13 protein-coding genes are annotated in these 17819 nt (G+C 43.3%); 3 read left to right on the top strand and 10 right to left on the bottom strand.

What is annotated here, in order from left to right; translation table 11 throughout:
• Positions 1-98: 98 nt before the first annotated feature.
• Together EJA10_RS01495 and EJA10_RS01490 are read left to right on the top strand one after the other, a co-directional pair.
• Positions 99-1859, top strand: coding sequence for an alpha-glycosidase (locus tag EJA10_RS01495; RefSeq protein ID WP_125478218.1), 1761 nt, complete (start codon positions 99-101; stop codon positions 1857-1859).
• A 213-nt stretch (positions 1860-2072) separates the two neighbouring features.
• The gene (locus EJA10_RS01490) at positions 2073-3431 is read left to right on the top strand and encodes an MATE family efflux transporter (RefSeq protein ID WP_125478217.1); all 1359 of its coding nucleotides are present in this window, start codon (positions 2073-2075) and stop codon (positions 3429-3431) included.
• Between the two features lie 187 nt (positions 3432-3618).
• On the opposite strand, the gene EJA10_RS01485 is transcribed toward EJA10_RS01490, so the two are convergent.
• The 8 genes from EJA10_RS01485 to asnB form a co-directional block, all read right to left on the bottom strand.
• Entirely contained in the window at positions 3619-4677 is a 1059-nt protein-coding gene (locus EJA10_RS01485; protein WP_125478216.1) for a tartrate dehydrogenase, read from the bottom strand.
• Between the two features lie 216 nt (positions 4678-4893).
• The gene (locus EJA10_RS01480; protein WP_125478215.1) at positions 4894-6864 is read right to left on the bottom strand and encodes a TRAP transporter permease; all 1971 of its coding nucleotides are present in this window, start codon (positions 6862-6864) and stop codon (positions 4894-4896) included.
• A 54-nt stretch (positions 6865-6918) separates the two neighbouring features.
• Positions 6919-7962 (bottom strand): TAXI family TRAP transporter solute-binding subunit, encoded by a 1044-nt coding sequence (locus tag EJA10_RS01475; protein WP_125478214.1) that lies wholly within the window; start codon positions 7960-7962, stop codon positions 6919-6921.
• A gap of 79 nt (positions 7963-8041) precedes the next feature.
• Complete coding sequence (locus tag EJA10_RS01470) at positions 8042-9094, bottom strand: DctP family TRAP transporter solute-binding subunit (protein WP_246017637.1); 1053 nt, start codon at positions 9092-9094, stop codon at positions 8042-8044.
• Between the two features lie 176 nt (positions 9095-9270).
• Positions 9271-9930 (bottom strand): response regulator, encoded by a 660-nt coding sequence (locus EJA10_RS01465; RefSeq protein WP_125478213.1) that lies wholly within the window; start codon positions 9928-9930, stop codon positions 9271-9273.
• Positions 9927-11525, bottom strand: coding sequence for an ATP-binding protein (locus EJA10_RS01460; RefSeq protein ID WP_125478358.1), 1599 nt, complete (start codon positions 11523-11525; stop codon positions 9927-9929). The genes EJA10_RS01465 and EJA10_RS01460 overlap by 4 nt, the downstream gene beginning before the upstream one ends.
• A gap of 165 nt (positions 11526-11690) precedes the next feature.
• Complete coding sequence (locus EJA10_RS01455) at positions 11691-12770, bottom strand: NAD(P)H-dependent flavin oxidoreductase (RefSeq protein WP_125478212.1); 1080 nt, start codon at positions 12768-12770, stop codon at positions 11691-11693.
• 310 nt (positions 12771-13080) lie between these two features.
• Complete coding sequence (asnB, locus tag EJA10_RS01450) at positions 13081-14928, bottom strand: asparagine synthase (glutamine-hydrolyzing) (RefSeq protein ID WP_125478211.1); 1848 nt, start codon at positions 14926-14928, stop codon at positions 13081-13083.
• A gap of 186 nt (positions 14929-15114) precedes the next feature.
• Between asnB and EJA10_RS01445 the strand changes: the two genes are divergently transcribed.
• Positions 15115-15675: a DUF2777 domain-containing protein gene (locus EJA10_RS01445; protein ID WP_125478210.1), complete on the top strand. Its 561-nt coding sequence runs from the start codon at positions 15115-15117 to the stop codon at positions 15673-15675.
• Between the two features lie 35 nt (positions 15676-15710).
• On the opposite strand, the gene EJA10_RS23870 is transcribed toward EJA10_RS01445, so the two are convergent.
• Both EJA10_RS23870 and EJA10_RS01440 read right to left on the bottom strand, forming a co-directional pair.
• Positions 15711-15971 carry an EAL domain-containing protein gene (locus EJA10_RS23870; RefSeq protein WP_281274455.1) on the bottom strand — a complete coding sequence of 87 codons (261 nt, stop codon included), beginning with the start codon at positions 15969-15971 and terminating at the stop codon, positions 15711-15713.
• Positions 15968-17779, bottom strand: a complete 1812-nt coding sequence (locus tag EJA10_RS01440) for a putative bifunctional diguanylate cyclase/phosphodiesterase (RefSeq protein WP_281274454.1) — start codon at positions 17777-17779, stop codon at positions 15968-15970. The genes EJA10_RS23870 and EJA10_RS01440 overlap by 4 nt, the downstream gene beginning before the upstream one ends.
• Positions 17780-17819 lie beyond the last annotated feature (40 nt).

Below are 17819 nucleotides of genomic sequence, written 5' to 3'. Positions count from 1 at the left end.
TAATTTTCTGTGAATCTGCATTTTTATAATTGACATTTAAAAATCGGTGGTCTACCCTTGTTTTAATCTTGATCATAAATGAAAGGAATGGTTCTCTCTTGTTAAAAGAAGCGATTTATCACCGCCCAAAAGATAATTATGCATACGCTTGCACCAATGAAGAGTTACATATCCGCATTCGTACTAAAAAAGACGATATAAAAGAAGTTTCCCTACTAAATGGTGATCCATATGACTGGCAGGATGGTACTTGGAACACGAATACCGTTCCGATGATTAAAAGTGGATCGGATCAGTTATTCGATTATTGGTTTGTCTCCATTAAGCCGCCTTACAAAAGGATGCGCTATGGCTTCATCCTGAATGATGGCGTCGAAACCGCATGTTTTACTGAAAAAGGTTTCTACGACCAGCCGCCTTTGGACGATACAGGATATTATTTTGCCATCCCCTACATTAATAATATCGATGTTTTCCGTGCCCCGGGCTGGGTGAAGGATACAGTATGGTATCAGATTTTCCCGGAGCGCTTTGGAAATGGCAATCCTTCGAATGATCCGGAGGGCGCGTTGCCATGGGGCAGTGCACCGCCTGAAAGAGACAATTTTTTCGGCGGCGATCTCGAAGGCGTAATCCAGAATATCGATTATCTGGCGCAGCTCGGTATTACCGGTATCTATTTTACGCCAATTTTCAAAGCGTATTCGAACCATAAATACGATACGATTGATTACATGGAGCTTGACCCACAATTCGGCGATAAGGATACGCTAAAGCGTTTAATCCAGGTTTGCCATGAAAAAGGAATCAAAGTCATGCTGGATGCCGTGTTCAACCATAGCGGCTTCTACTTCCCTCAGTTCCAGGATGTTTTGGAAAAAGGCGAAGAATCTCCTTATAAGGATTGGTTCCACACAAAAGAATTCCCGCTGGTTATGGAGCCAAGGCCCAACTATGATACATTCGCCTTTGAAAAATCTATGCCAAAGCTGAATACAGAAAATCCGGAAGTCATTGAATATCTGCTCGAAGTTGGACGTTACTGGGTGCGTGAATTCGATATCGATGGCTGGAGACTGGATGTAGCGAATGAGGTCGATCACTCTTTTTGGAGGAAATTCCGATCTGAAGTGAAGGCCATCAAGCCTGAACTCTATATTCTCGGCGAAATTTGGCATGACTCAATGCCATGGCTGCGCGGCGACCAATTCGATGCCGTCATGAACTATCCTTTCACGACGAATATCCTGAACTTGTTTGCCCGTAAAACGATTACAGTAAAAGAATTCATTGAAAATATGACGACGGTCAACCATATGTATCCAAAGAACGTGAACGAGGTGGCTTTTAACCTGATTGGCAGCCATGATACGCCACGGATTTTGACAGAATGCGGCGGTGACGAGGACAAAGTAAAACAGATCTTCACCGTCCTGCTCTCCTACATCGGAACTCCTTGTATCTATTATGGCGATGAAATTGCCATGAGCGGCGGGCAGGATCCAGGCTGCCGTGAATGCATGAAGTGGAATGAAGAGGAGCAAAACAAGGACATGTTCGCACACGTCCAGAAGATGATCCAGCTTCGCAAAGAATATCCGCTGCTGGCAAATGAAGGCGAACTGCACTACATCCCTTCCGATTATCATGATAGCTGCTTTGCCTACACGAAATCCAATGGCACATCAACTATACTGGTTGTTGTTAACATGAGTGATGAAGAAACAGATTACCCTCTTCCTTTTAACTTAAAAGGCAAGAAAATCACCAACATCTATACCGGTGAAGAATACGCAGCCGAAAGCGAAGACCTGACTGCGAAAATTTCCGGTAATGGCTTTGCCCTGTTCCATTTTTAAACGAATAGACCCCTTTCCTTATTTGGAGAGGGGTTTGTTGTGTTTTGTTGGTTATGCTTTTGCATATTGAGTTTTCTATCTTTCTATTAAAAATTCCCGATATTCCCCCAGGTATCTTATTAAATTTTTTCCTGGAAACTGAACACAAATCACTTCAAATTCTTCCCAATGTCTGTATAATGAAAGAATTACAACTTGGAGATGTAAAACCCTATGAAAAAAACTGCTAAGCTATCTTTATTTGCCATTACGTGGCCATTATTTATCGAAATCCTGCTGTATATGCTGATGGGAAATGCGGATACGTTGATGTTATCTCAGTACTCAGATAACTCCGTGGCCGCTGTCGGGGTATCGAATCAGATCCTGTCGATGATTATCGTCATGTTCGGGTTCATCGCGACTGGAACGGCAATCCTTGTCGCACAGAATCTTGGAGCCAAAAATGACAACGAAGCCCGCGAAGTTTCCACTGTCTCGATCGGCGCCAATCTCATTTTCGGATTGCTTCTTAGCGCGGGAGTGTTTATTTTTAGTGAGCAATTGCTGAACTTGATGGACCTGCCGCCCGAATTATTTGATGAAGCCAACTCTTATTTGAAAATTGTCGGCGGATTTTCGTTCATTCAATCCCTGATCATGACTGTCAGCAGCATTGTCCGCAGCTATGGTTTTACCCGTGATATCATGTATGTCACCATCGGCATGAATATCCTGAATGTCATCGGTAACTATTTGTTCATTTTCGGACCATTCGGATTCCCTGTACTTGGAGTGGAAGGGGTAGCAATTTCGACAACTGTCAGCCGCATCCTCGGGTTGCTTGCCGCCTTTTATGTGATGATGAAACGGATTCCAGGCTCGCTGCCAATGTCGATGCTGTTCCGCTTCCCGAAAAAACATCTTAAAAATCTGCTGAACATCGGTATTCCTTCTGCCGGAGAGCACCTGAGCTATAATGGATCCCAGATGCTGATCACCTATTTTATCGCAACCCTGGGCACCCAGGCATTGACGGCCAAGGTGTATACCCAAAATGTGATGATGTTCATTTTCCTTTTCAGCATAGCCATCAGCCAGGGCACACAGATTCTGATCGGACATATGGTGGGTGCCAAGGATATTGAGAGTGCCTATAAACGGGCACTAAAAAGCCTGAAGCTGGCAATCATTATTTCAATAGCTGCCGCTGCCATCGTGTCATTTTTCTCTAGAGACCTTCTTGGCATTTTCACAGATAACATGAGCATCATTGAGGTTGGGACGACATTGATCCTGCTGACGATCATCCTGGAACCCGGCAGATCCTTCAACCTCGTGCTCATCAGCTCACTGAGGGCTGCTGGTGATGTGAAATTTCCGGTGTATATGGGAATCCTGTCGATGTGGGGAGTCAGTGTCACGCTTTCTTACTTTCTTGGAATCTACCTCGGCATGGGACTCGTCGGCATTTGGATCGCCTTCATTGCCGACGAATGGCTTCGCGGCCTGCTCATGCTCTGGCGCTGGAGATCCAGGGTTTGGGTGAAAAAGTCGTTTGTGCCTGACGTGAAAGCTGTGGAGGCGGAGTAATGTATACTTTCCATCTTTCACTGCACCGTCCGTTATTTCTTTGAAACTAGAACTCAACTGAAACTACTGCCAGTATTAGCAATCTTGAAGTGGTTTTAATATTCACAAGTTAAATTAGAAATGATTCTCAAAAATATCCCGGAAGGAATGTGAATTTCCAGCCGGGATATTTATTGATTAAGGGATTTTAATAGGATAAGATCTTAGAATTTATATAGCTGATAACTTCATCAGTAGTAAAAGAACCTCCGATATCACGAGTTTTTATTCCGTCAGCAATCGTATCTTCAATTGCATTTAGCAATAAACTTCCAAGCTCATCTAGCCCGAGATGATCGAGCATCATTTTTGCTGTCCAAAGCTGGCCTATTGGATTGGCTATTCCGCGGCCGACAATATCTGGAGCCGAACCATGTACCGGCTCAAACATGGAAGGATATTGTCCCGTGAGATTAATGTTCGCCGCTGGAGCGATGCCAATACTCCCCATAATTGCTGCTCCCAGGTCGGTCAGGATATCACCAAACAAGTTACTAGCAACGATGACATCAAAGTGATGAGGCTTGGACACTAAAAAGGCACATAGCGCATCTATATGGTTGCTTTCTGTCTCGATTTCCGGGAAATTCCCGCTGATTTCGTTAAATACTCCATCCCAAAAAGGCATGCTGTGAACTATCCCATTTGATTTTGTTGCACTTGTAACTCTTCCTCTTCTGTTTTGAGCCAGTTTAAAGGCATAGCGGATTGTTCTTTCCATTGCCTTACGTGTAAAAATCGCATTTTGGACCGCGATTTCATCCTCACCCTGGTGTATTCTTCCTCCGGCTTCACTGTATTCCCCTTCACTATTTTCACGGACGACAATAAAATCAAAACTATGTGGTTCAGCAAGCGGAGATTTGATTCCCTCAATATATTTCGCTGGCCTGATATTGATTACCTGCTCGCATTCCCGTCGGATCTTGATCAGTAGGCCCCATAACGAAATATGATCGGGAACTAGCTGGGGATTACCAACCGCTCCAAGATATATGGCATTTGTTTGCTTTAGCTGTTCCATCCCATCTTCAGGCATCATCTGACCATATTCCAGATAATATTCACAGCTCCATGGATGAGTTTGATAACGGAATTTTATCCCGCCATGAAGGTCGGCTAGAGTATCTAAAACTTGCAATGTCAGTGGGACAATTTCCTTGCCTATTCCATCTCCCGGTATTACGGATATATCTAGTTGTTTCATTTGCAATTCCCCCCGTCAATGATAATTTATGTACCCAGAATCATTGCTATATGATCGTGATTAGAGTTGCGCTTTCATTCCATTAAGGCCCAGCTGCTCACTTCCCCAAAGGTTATGAAAGTTTTTTGAGTGCATGAAGCTGAAAGTTAATTAATGCCAAAAAAGGATCAGGGAATCCCTGACCCCACCTTTCTTCAAAAACCTTATCACTTGGAATTAGACTGCAAGTGGTTTTCCTTCATCTTTTTTCACAATCATCAACTGGATAGCAACAGCTGACGCAATGATAACAAGACCGATTAAATCTGTCTTAATGCCAGAATCAATGGAAAGAAGCGATGCTATGACTAGCAAAAACCTTGTGAACCAAATAGCACGCCGTCCCGCAAACCAGCCCTGTACACTGGCGGAGAGCAGGTAAATACCAATGGCTGCAGTAATAACAGCAATTGCAATTTCCACGAAACTTCCTACCATTAATAATTGCGGGCTGTAGATAAACATGAAAGGAACAATGAAGGCTGCTATTCCTAGTCTGAACGCTTCTACTCCCGTTTTCATCGGGTCTGTACCAGCAATTCCTGCTGCCGCATAGGCTGCTAAAGCAACAGGTGGGGTAATGGCTGACATTACAGCATAGTAAAAGACGAACATATGCGCAAACAATGGTTCAATTCCCAGGTTAACCAAGCCAGGTGCAACGACGGAAGCACCCACTGCATATGCGGCTGTTGTTGGCATACCCATTCCTAGGAAAATAGCTATGAACATGGCGAACAATAAAGCCAGGAATTCACTGTTTCCGGCAACTGATAAGAGCATAGAGCTAAATCTTAGGCCAACGCCTGTCAAGGCGATTACCCCAACGATGATACCTGCACAGGCACAGACAGCCAATAATTGAATTGTATTCTTCATTCCAAGCTCAAGAGCTTCAAGGATTTTCTTTAATCCCATTCTTGTTTCCTTGCCAATCCAACTGATTACAAGACATGCCAAAATGCTGTATGTTCCTGACATGATGACAGAGTACCCTTTCAGGAGCATGCCAATTAAAAGAATAATTGGTACAAATAAGTAGGCCTTCTTCAGAATGCTTTTAATGCTAGGCAGATCTTTTCGTGATATTCCCTTCATGCCCTTCTTAACTGCTTCAAAATCGACCATGAAATAGACAGATAGAAAATATAATATTGCCGGAATGGTCGCTGCAATAACAATCTCGCTATAGCGGATCCCCGTAATTTCGGCCATCAGGAAAGCTCCTGCTCCCATGATCGGAATCATAATTTGGCCTCCAGCCGAAGCAGTTGCTTCAGTGGCTGCTGCAAATCGCCCATTATACCCGACACGCTTCATTAAAGGAATCGTCAATGAACCAGTAGCCACCGCATTTCCAGCAGATGTGCCGTTCATCATTCCCATTAATCCGCTTGAGATGACCGCTACTTTGGCCGGCCCTCCGCGCATCCCTCCTGCGAGTGAAAAAGAAAAGTCAATGAAGTAGCGTCCTACACCAGACATCTGCAAAAACGCACCAAAAATAATAAAAAGCAAAATATATTTAGACGAAACGTCTAGTGTCACTCCAAATATGCCATCAAGACCATAAATATAGGTTGTGAAACGTTCTACACTGTAGCCGCTATGGTTAAGGATGCTCGGAAGGTACGGCCCTACGAATGCATAGAGAATAAATATGCCTGCCAAAATTGGGAGCGTCCATCCGCTTGTCCTCCTTGTAAGTTCCAAGACTAGCAATATTCCGGCTAGTGCCACAATAAAGTCCATTGTTGTTGGCATAACTCCAAAACGGAAGAGCAGTTGTTTTAAATTCATATAAATATAGATGAAGATGCCGATACTTGCCAAAATTAGCACCCAATCCACGATATGGATCCGGCCATTACCTTTTTTCATCCCCGGGAAAAGCATGAAGCCAAGGACTGCACCAAACAATAAATGAGCGCTGCGGAATAGCCATGGATCAATCGGGTTAAAGTTTAAAATATATAAGTGGAACAAAGCCCCAATAACAGCAATCGAGGTAAACAGAATCTTAGTCCATCCAGTGAACTTTCTTGCCTCAGTTGCACTTTCAACCTGCTCCTCCTCTTCGGCTTCTTCAAGCATCTCAAGGACTGGCTTATCGGTCAATTCAGTTTGCTCGATTTTTTCCTTGCTCATTTCTACACCTACCTTCGAAAATATACCTATCCCCAGTCAGGGGATAGGTGAATATTATTTCTTGTTCATTTCTGGCGGATACACTGATTCCGGAAGCTCAATTCCTTTTTCTTCGTAATATTTAATTGCCCCAGGATGCAATGGAACATCCTTATTGATTTTAATTGCTTCTTCTACAGCTTCTTCCATTGAAACATGTGTTTTTACTAGCATCTCATTATTCTCGTGATAAGCTTTAACCAGATCATAAACAAAGTCCTTATTAGCATCCTTACGTACGATACCAAAGTTGAACATCGCAATCGTTTCGATGTCTTGGTCCAGGGTCGTATATGTGTCTGCAGGTATTGTGAACGGGAAGAAATATGGGAACTTTTCAATCACCTTGTCTCTCATTTCCCCTTCAATTCCAAAGAAATTGATTTTCCTTTGAACTTCAATCTCTGATACGGCAGAGATAGGAATACCTGCCGCATATCCGATGATGTCAAGCTGTCCATCCATTTGCTGAGATGCCATGTCACTTGCCCCAGCCTGAATATTCTCAGTATCCAAACCTAAAACCTCATGGATTAATGGAACGTACGTTCCTGAAGTGCCGCCCGCCGGTCCAACCCCAACACGTTTCCCTTTGATATCATCAATACTCTTAACTCCTGACTTTTCCAACGCCCACCAGTGAATCGGTGTAGTATACATAGGGAAAACAATTCGGACATCCTCCATCTTGTTTCCACCTGTCCAGTCACCAGTTCCTGTATATCCTTCATAAGCTGGCCCAAGTGTTACCATACCTATATCCTGGTCTCCCGCCTGCGTTAGTTGCATGTTATGAACAGGTCCTCCTGTTACTTCAACATTAGCCGTCACATCCAGCTTTTGTTCTAATAATGACGCTAAACCGCCTCCAACAATAAAATAAGTTCCCCCCTGTGAAGCTGTGCCAATTTTAACGGTCTTTGGATAATCTTGATACTTGATATCAGCTGCTGCTCCACCGCTGGTCTCGGTGCCTCCACCATTCCCGCATGCTGATATCAAAACCAGTGACAGTCCAGCAACTGCAGCGATTGCTTTCTTTTTCCAATTGAACTTCATCCTATTTCCCCCTTATTTTTTTCTTGACTGTTCGGCTCTTAAGGAAATGGTACTTGGTATCCATAACAGAGCCCGGCACTCAATGTTCTGCCCCTTTGTTCCTTGGAAGCTGATTTATATATTCTGCTCCAAACCGATCTTCGAATCTCTGATAAATCGGCTTAAGAGCTTCTTCCCATAACCGTTTTTCTTCTTTTGATAAAAAGTGGATTTCAACACATTTACAATCCTTCAATTCTTGTAAACTCTCTTCATTCATTTTCCGGGCCATTTCTTTTTCCCAATCAGTAACCTCTTTAATAGATTCCTGGAGAATTTTTTGAACCTCTTCAGGTAACTGGTCCCAGAATTCTTTTTTGAGCAATACGACATAGCCAAGGTAACCATGATTGCTTGCTGTCAAATATTTCTGTTGGGTATGGATCCTTTTACTGACAATGTTGGAATATGTATTTTCTTGGCCATCGATCTTGTTTTTCTCCAATAATTGATAAACTTCATTGAAAGAGTTGGATTGTGTACCTGCTTCTAACTCCAGAAATTGCTGTCTGATTATCTCACTAGGCATGATTCGAAACTTTAACCCTCGAAAATCTCGAGGCTGTGTAAGCGGCTTTGTCATATTGGTCATTTGCTTGAATCCATTGTCCCAGAGGCCCAATGGATAGAAACCTTCCCTCTGGAGCCCGTACATTAATTTGCTTCCAATCTCCCCTTCAAGATACTCATGAACCTCACCGATGCTATTGAACGCAAAAGGCAAATCCAAGGCTTGCCATTCGGGTACAAAGGAAGTGATTTTGGCTGTGGCCGGAGCAATCATTTGAATATCATTCTTAAGCAGTCCATCAATTTCTTCGCCATCCCTATAAAGATATCCATTCGGGAATACCTGGACTTCTACAAACCCGTTTGACTTCTCTTTAACAAGGCTGGCAAACCTCCTTGCCGCCATTCCTTTTGGGGTTTTTTCACCAACGATATGGGAAAAACGGATGACGATTCTCTCTTCCCTGCTAATCTGCTCATGATCTACTGCACGATTCTGGGGTTGACAGGATGACAAAATTAATGAGGTGGATACCAGCATTAAAATCATCACGAACTTAATACGGAAAAGGTTATGAATCACTAGTTCAATTTGCCCCTCCCTCTATTTATGGCAAAATAATGACGTTTTAAGGAAAATACTTTGTCAATATTTTGATAATTCGAATTATAAAGCGCTTTCATATGCACAACAAGAAAAAGACCATATTGGTCTTTTTGGTCTTTTTGGTCTGAAATATTTTCAAAACTCTAATGTAATTAAATATAATAATAATGACTTGGCCGTCCTACACTTCCATATTTGATATTCACTCTGATTTTATTTGATTGGACCAGATATTCCAAATATCTTCTTACCGTTACCCTCGCCATGCCGGAACTGGAAGCAAGGCTTTCGGCAGTAACGGGTTCTGTTTGTTCCATCAATACCAAAAGGATCTGTTTGAGTGTTTTGTCACTTAACCCTTTTGGAAGATATTCCTCCTGCCCCTGCATTTGTTTGAATTCGTCGATGTCTTCCTGTTTCAAGCTAGGTTTAGCATTTAGTTTGTTCCACATTTTCTCGTAAGCGTCAAGCGCAGATTTGAATCGGTTAAAACGAAAGGGCTTCACCAGATAATCAACTGCTCCTAACCGTAACACATCCTGGATTGTCTGGGCATCTCTTGCTGCAGTAATCATGATCACATCTGTCGGGATTTCCTGCTCCCGAATCGATTTCATTACATCCAGGCCGGATAGGTCAGGCAAAAACATATCTAGCAGCACCAAATCAGGCTTCAACTCTTGAATCTTTTTCACTGCTTCTACTCCTAAGGTAGCGGAACCACAAAATTGAAAGAAGGGAAGCCTTTTCAGGAATCCAATATTTACATCAAGAACCATCGGATCATCTTCAACTATAAATACCTTTATCATTTTTCTCCCCTTCTTTCCACTTCAATGGTTATTTTTGTCCCTTTATTGATTTCGGATTCTAACCTAACCAATCCCCCCTGAGCCTCGATTATTTGCTTGACAAGCGCCAGTCCAATCCCTCTTCCATCCTTTGCCTTCGTGCTGAATCCATATGTAAAAATATTGTTCCGATCTTCATCCCTGATTCCTTTTCCATTATCCCGGACCACAATCAAGAGATGATTTCTATCTCCCTGCAGTAAGCATTCCACAATTTTGTTTTTTTCCTGGGGTGAATATGCTTCAAAGGAATTCTCAATTAAATTTCCCAGGACAGTAATAATATCCCCTGCACTGAAGCCATCCAAAAGGTAGTGAAGATAACTTTGTCTGTCAAGATGAAACTGGACTCCAAGCTCACGGGCTCTTGCCCGTTTTCCCAAAAGTAAACCGGAAACGGAATAATCCGTAATCGATTCCTTCAGAAATTGAATAATATTCTCTTCATCGTTGGTTTCATCAATAATTATATCAAGGGCTTCTTCAGTCCTTTCCAATTGAATCAAACCGGCAATGCTATGGAGTTTATTCATGTATTCGTGATTTTGTGCCCTTAAGGCATCTACTAGCGTTTTCACTCCAGTAAGCTCTTCAGCGAGACGGTTTGCTTCAGTCTTATCCACCATTGTTATAAATGAACCAGCCGCCTGACCCTTAACATAAATTGGATAAAGAGATACCAGGTAAACTTTGTCATATATATTCATGCTTCGATTTACAATTTGCTGGGAGTGAGGCATATTGAGGATTTTTGTTATAACCTCATTTAAATTAGGCAAGAACTCTATCAGGCTATTGTTCCTTGTTATTTCTTTTTCTGAATCATTAAACACGAATTCTTTAGCCAGCCGGTTCATAAAAGTAATTTTCCCGTGTTCATCAACAGCAATGATTCCCATGTCCATTGCCTGCATAACCGCAGAACGTTCCTCAGCCAGCCTGGCAATTTCATAAGGCTCCAGGTTAAATGTTTGCTTCTTTATATTGTTTGCGAGGAACAAAGAACCGAACAACCCGATTATCAACCCCCAAACGAGAGATAAGAAGATATCATTTCGATATTGGGCGACAAGTGACTGAAATGTAGGAGTAAGTATTCCGACAACAGCAACCCCTACCTGAACAACACCTTCCTCATCCATAATCGGGACGAAAGCTCTGACTGAATTGCCCAATGTCCCTTTTGCTTTTGATACATATTCGTGTTCTGACAAGGATGCCTTCTCATCCCCTCCGACAAACTCCTTGCCAATTAGGCTTTCTGATGGGTGTGAGTAACGGATACGGTCCATATCAATGATAACAATGTAATCCACGTTCGTAGCCAGCCTTGTCCGTTCTGCAAATGGCTGGATAATTGTTTCTCCACCCGGGATCCCGACATTTTCTCGTATACTGGGCATTTGCGCTACTGTTCTGGCTATGGCCGTTGCCCTTTCACCAAGTTCTTTCTCGAAAGCATCTGAAATACTGTAGACCATAATTAAACCGCTTGTAAAAATAGAGATTGAAACAACCAAAAAGGACATACTTAACATTTTAGTCCTTAGACTCATTCTCAAAAAATAGCACTCCTTTAGGTGAACAGAATATATAAAACTGGCAGAGGGCCGGCCAATTGTTTCGAGGGACGAAAACCCGCTTATAAAGGCATCTCGCCCCTTATTTTTATGCTAACATATGAACCTGAAAGATTCCGGGACTCTGGTCTGGATACCAAATCATTTAAACGATGCCCTTATTTTCTCAGCTTCTAAGACAATATTTCCGATCAGCTCTATGACGGTTTGATCCTTTGCCAGCCTAGGACTTTGTCCAGACCAAAGCGACATATATCGGCTATCATTCTTTAATGCTGCCACCTTCCGTATTTTCCCCGTCAGTTTATTTTGAACTGGATAATCAGGGACGGTAATCTGTCCAGCCTCCATTTCCTTAATGAATTGATTTTTTATTCCTCTGGCCCATTTTCCAGAAAAAGCACGAGTCATAACGGCATCTAACTCGGTTGCTTGGAGAATTGCCTCCTTATGTACATTATGGGCACCGCTCTCTTTGCATGTTAAGAAAGCAGTTCCCATTTGTACTCCCTTTGCCCCTAAACAGAGCGAAGCCATAAACCCTTTCCCATCCATTATCCCTCCAGCTGCAATAACTGGTATCGAGAGTGTGTGTGTCATCTGAGGAATCAAGGACAAGGATCCGACTAAATGATTTCCTGCATTACCCATGAAAGTGCCACGGTGCCCACCTGCTTCACTCCCCTGCCCCACGACAATATCCATGCAGGCATTTTCATTCATTACCGCTTCGTTTACGCTTGTAGCAGTTCCAACGAGGATGATTCCCGCGCTTTTTAACCTGGAGATGATTGGTGCTGAAGGAATGCCAAATGTAAAAGAACAGACGGGAACCTTTTCTTCGATGATGACATCCAGTAGCAGAGCGAACCTTATTTGATCATCTTCCGGTTTTGGGTGTGACGGTACTTCTTCAATTATATTCAACTCATCTCGAAACGGCTGAAGCCTTTTGAAGGCCAAGTCGAATTCAGGCTTGGCAATATTAAAATCCTCCGGGATGAACAAATTTACTCCAAATGGTCTATCCGTCAACTCTCTAATTTCCTTAATCAGACTTCTCAGCTGGCCGGGTTCCAGATATCCTGCCCCAATCATACCCAGGCAGCCTGCGTTTGACACTGATGCTACCAGTACAGGGGTTGTCAGCCCTCCTGCCATTGGTGCTTGTATGATTGGGTAATCAATACTCAATATCTCCGTCACTCTATTATTCCACATACTGTCGGCTCCTCTCGATTATCATTTTTCTCATTGTCGGTATGCAGCCGCACTTGAGGATAACTATCCATTGATTCATCCGGAATTATGAATCAGGTTGTGTTCCTGTGATTTTCTGTCCCCAAAGCTATTAATATCCTAGTATTCATTTTACAGAATTTTTTGATAGGTTAAAATTGAAATTATTCTTTAATAGATAGATTAGATATTTTATATAAAAAAGTCCCCATTAATCCCCAATGGGTAGCACATAAGGTATAATTTTATAATGATAAAAGTTTAAAGCAAGCCCAACACAGGGCTTGCTTTTTCATTCCACAATATTAATATCATAATCCCTGAACCAAATATGAATCTGCGCAAGCTGGGCGAGCAGCTGCGGTCCTGTCATCAGCTGGCCGAACCATGGTACCTTGAAGGAGGCTCCTTCGGTTTCGATCATGGTTTTCAGTGTGTTCCTGTCGAAGAATTCGTGGAGTGCGCTGTTGGAGTCGGCCATGAATTCGGAGAGCATGGTCTGGACTGCCTGGGTATAGCCTGGGTGATGTGTTTTTGGGTACGGGCTTTTTTTGCGGTAAAGGACTTCATCGGGAAGCACTCCTTCCAGTGCTTTACGCAATATGCCTTTCTCTCTGTTGCCGTGCATCTTCATTTTCCATGGGATGTTCCATACATACTCGACAAGGCGATGGTCGGCAAACGGGACGCGGACTTCTAAGCTCGCTCCCATGCTCATTCGGTCTTTCCGGTCCAGGAGAGTTGTCATGAACCAGATGATATTCAAATAGAATAATTGTCTGCGTTTTGCTTCTTCTGGAGTTTCTCCGTCAAGTACCGGAACCTCGGCAATTGTTTCGGTGAATTTCCCCATCATATATTCTTCCAGATTCAATTTTTTCCGCCAATGGTCGCGGAGCATATTTTGACGCTCGTTGATGGAGCGCATCCATGGGAATCCGGCCCTGCTCAAGTCTTCCTGTCTATGGAACCATGGATAGCCGCCAAATATCTCATCCGCACATTCACCTGAAAGACTTACGGTAAAATCCTGTTTGATTTCACGGCAGAACCAGAGGAGCGAGGAATCGATGTCCGCCATGCCAGGCAAATCACGGACATGGACGGCTTCCGTCAGATATCCAGCTAAGTCGCTTTGAGTAATGATGCTGTTGTGATGTGTCGTGCCGAACATTTCGGTCATTTTATTGATCCAGTATCCATCGGCATTTGGCTGGAATTCGCTTTCCTTGAAATACTGATCATTGCCTTCATAATCAATGGAGTAAGTATGCAGGCTCCCCTTGCCTTCTGCCTTATAATGATTCGCGGCAATCGCAGTGATAGCGCTGGAATCCAGGCCCCCTGAAAGGAATGTGCACAAGGGTACATCCGATACAAGCTGCCGTGTGACCGCATCTGTGAAAAGATCGCGTACTTTTTCGGCCGTCTCATCAAGACTGTCTGTGTGTTCTTCACTCTTCACGTTCCAGTATCTCCAGGTCTTCAGCCCATTTTTAGAAAAAATAAGCCCGTGTCCTGGCCTCAGTTCCTTCATATTCTTGAAAATACCTGCACCCGGAGAGCGGGATGGACCTAGCCCAAAAACCTCACAAAGGCCTTCCCTGTCTACCTCGGCCTTCACTTCTGGATGAGCCAGAAGTGCCTTTTGCTCAGAAGCAAACATAAGACCCGATGGAGTTTCCAGGAAAAACAGCGGTTTTACTCCAAGCCGGTCACGCCCGATGAACAATTTTTCCTCCTGCGCATCCCAGACAGCAAAGGCAAAGATCCCATTTAGATGCTCAAGACAATTTTCCTTCCATTCCATGAAAGAAGTAAGCAAAACCTCTGTATCAGAATGACCTTTAAAAGAATATCCTTTTAATAACAGCGCTTTTCGGAGGTCTTCGGTGTTATAAAGTTCACCGTTATAACAAATGGTATAGCGGTGATCTCCTTTTGCCCTGGTCATTGGCTGCTTTCCGCCCTCAGGGTCTACAACTACCAGTCTTTTGTGGCCGAGAGCTGCATGTTTTGAAGTCCATACATTTGTATCGTCGGGACCTCTTTTAGCCAAAGTTTCCGCCATCTTTGCCATGTTCTCACGTTCATGGTCCAAATTCTTCTTATAATCTACCCAGCCGGTTATTCCACACAAATTGATCATCCTTTCAGCGGAACTTTTAATTGAAACATACTCAACGAATACGTGGTGTTCGCTTAAGCATACTCATCATATGCACCAGCACCCAAACTGGTTAATTGCCTATCTTTCTAAACCATGTTATAAATTCGCCAAAATCTGTCTACAAAGAAGGTGAGCGATAATTAACGGAGGAACCAGATGAACCGACAACAACGAAGCAACCTTATTGAATTCCAGCCCCGGTCTTTCAATACCGGTACAGTTGAATACATTAATTCCCAGTGGGTATTTTTTGATGAAGAAACAGAGGAAGCAGCCCTCGTTGATGAGTTTATCCATCAGGAAGTAGAGGTTCTGCGGAACAATAAATGGTGCAAGGGATTCCTGCTGGATAACGGCTGCATCCAGACAGGGAATGAACAGTTCTTTTTGCAGGACCAGGAAATGATCCGTATCAGGAAACAGCTGATCTATTCATTTGAGCGGCTCCTTGATGAGCTGAACGATGAAGCATTTGTCCAATTTATCAATACATTGAATTCGCTCAATTTCTCAATTTACGACTGTATTTATTGTTATAATCACCTGACTTTCCTTGATCAGGAAAACGGAGCATCGGGTGTGAACTTTTTGATCCTGGACAATGAAGAATCAATTTGCAGTGTCCAGCACCATTTTGATTATTTCGAAATACAAAATGACCGATTTGAACTGACGTTGAGCAATGGAAAACGGACAGTAATTGAGAGAATATCATAAAAAAGGGCCTGCACCATACATGCAGGCCCTTCTGGTTATTTGACTGTATACGCCGTTTTTTCCACGGTCCTGAAGCCTTTTTCGAAGGCTATTGTTTCAAGCGGTTTCTGTATATAGTATCCCTGTGCATAGTGGCAATCCAGGTCTCTTAAGATATTTAGCTGTTCATAGGTTTCAACACCCTCAGCGACAACTTTTACCGATAAGCCCTTCCCCATGGTTATGATTGCCTTGACGATCGCAATGTCGGACGGTTCATCATGCAGATTATTGATGAACGATTGGTCGATTTTCAAGGTGTCGATTGGTCGATTTTCAAGGTGTCGATTGGCAGATTTCGCAGATAGCTCAGCGACGAGTACCCTGTACCAAAATCATCTATCGAGACTTTCACGCCCAAATCCTGCAATGCCTTCATGACGGAAATGCTGTAGGCAATATCCTTCAGCATCGCGCTCTCGGTCAGTTCCAGTGACAAGGCTTCCGGATCGAGCTGTGACACCTGGAGCGCATGGATCACCTGGCCGATGAAGGCATGCTGCTGGAACTGGTAGGCTGAAACATTGACCGACACTCCAAGATTAGGATAACCCTTCATTTGCCATTTTTTTGTCTGGACACATGCAGTTGTGAGTACCCAGGCTCCGATTTCCTCGATCAATCCGGTTTCCTCAGCAAGCGGGATGAATTGTGCTGGCGATACCAATCCCAAATGAGGGTGCTGCCAGCGAATCAACGCTTCCGTACAAGTAATCTCGCCGGACTTCAGATCCATTAGCGGCTGGTAGCAAAGATAGAATTCATCCTTTTCCAGCGCCTTCCGCAAATAGCTTTCGAGCTCAAGCCGGACCATTGCCTGATCATTCATGCCGTTTGAAAAGAAAGTAATTTTGTTGCCGCCCTGATTCTTTGAACGATTCATTGCAATATCAGCATTTTTAAACAGGAGATGCTCATCAAGGCCATCTCCCGGAAAGAAACTAATGCCAATGCTGGCAGTGACAATGAATTCCTGCTGCTGGTAGTACAGAGGTCTTGAGATGATCCTCTGCAGCTCCCTCGCTAATGTCGTTGTTTCATCAACGTGTACATCTTTTGAGAGCATCATGGTGAATTTATCACCACTGAACCTGCCAAGATACGCACCCTTCGGCAAATGACTTTCTATTCTCTCCGCCAGTTCCTTCAGGACAATATCGCCAGCATAATGCCCAAGGCTGTCGTTGATGATTTTAAAACGGTCAATATCCAGGACCAGAACTGCAATCATTTCCTTCTTTTTCCTGGCAAGGCTGATCGATTCCTCGAGCTGCTCGGTGAATCTCATTCTGTTGGGCAGTCCTGTATCATGGTCATAATAGGCAAGCTGGATGATTTTCTCTTCTGTTTTCTTCTGGCTTGTGACATCACGCCCAATTCCATAAGTGCCCACGCATTCTCCATTGATGGTAATGGGGATATTTTTAATCTGGAATATTCGGGATTCCCCGCTTTTCATCCGTATTTCAATGGAATATGTCTGGTCCTTTCCCCTCAGCGCCTGGACAAAATGCATTTTAGCCCTTGGTACATCTTCAGGGTTGATAAAATGAAGCGCCGGCCTGCCGATCAGCTCATCTTCCCGGAAACCAAAAGTGGCAAGGAAGGCCTGATTCACGCTTGTGAATTTTCCATTCAAATCGGTTGAATAAACAAAATCGCCATTGTTATCAAAGAGGGACCGATAATATTGCTCAGATAGTTTAAGGCTTTCGTTAAGATGAAGGATGTCTTGTTGAGAGGCTTCGACCATATTGGTCAAGGCACTGATTGCATACTGCTTCTCTTTATTCAGGAATGCATCAAGTTCTTCTCTGGTGAAGGTCGTAAAGGAAAGGATCATCTTGCTCCCGGGTATTGTGTTCTCTTCCAGTTCACACTTTATCACGGAAGCCTGAGGCAGGTTCTTGGTTAGCAATTGTTTAAGGTGCAGGAGCTTTTGTTCTTCTCCCTGGCGAAAAAAAATCTGTACTAAAAGATTCGTACTGGCTTGGAATGAATTGCTCACTATAAAGCTATTAAGTTGTCTGTCATTTTCGTAAACACAGCTTTTTGTCGTAGCCATTGCAATCTCCAATTTTCTCTTATTTCTCCAATATCCCTTA

The sequence above is a fragment of the Mesobacillus subterraneus genome (assembly GCF_003937825.1).
In the GTDB taxonomy this organism is placed as follows: Bacteria; Bacillota; Bacilli; order Bacillales; family Cytobacillaceae; genus Mesobacillus; species Mesobacillus subterraneus.
This window is presented reverse-complemented; position numbering and strand designations above follow the sequence as displayed.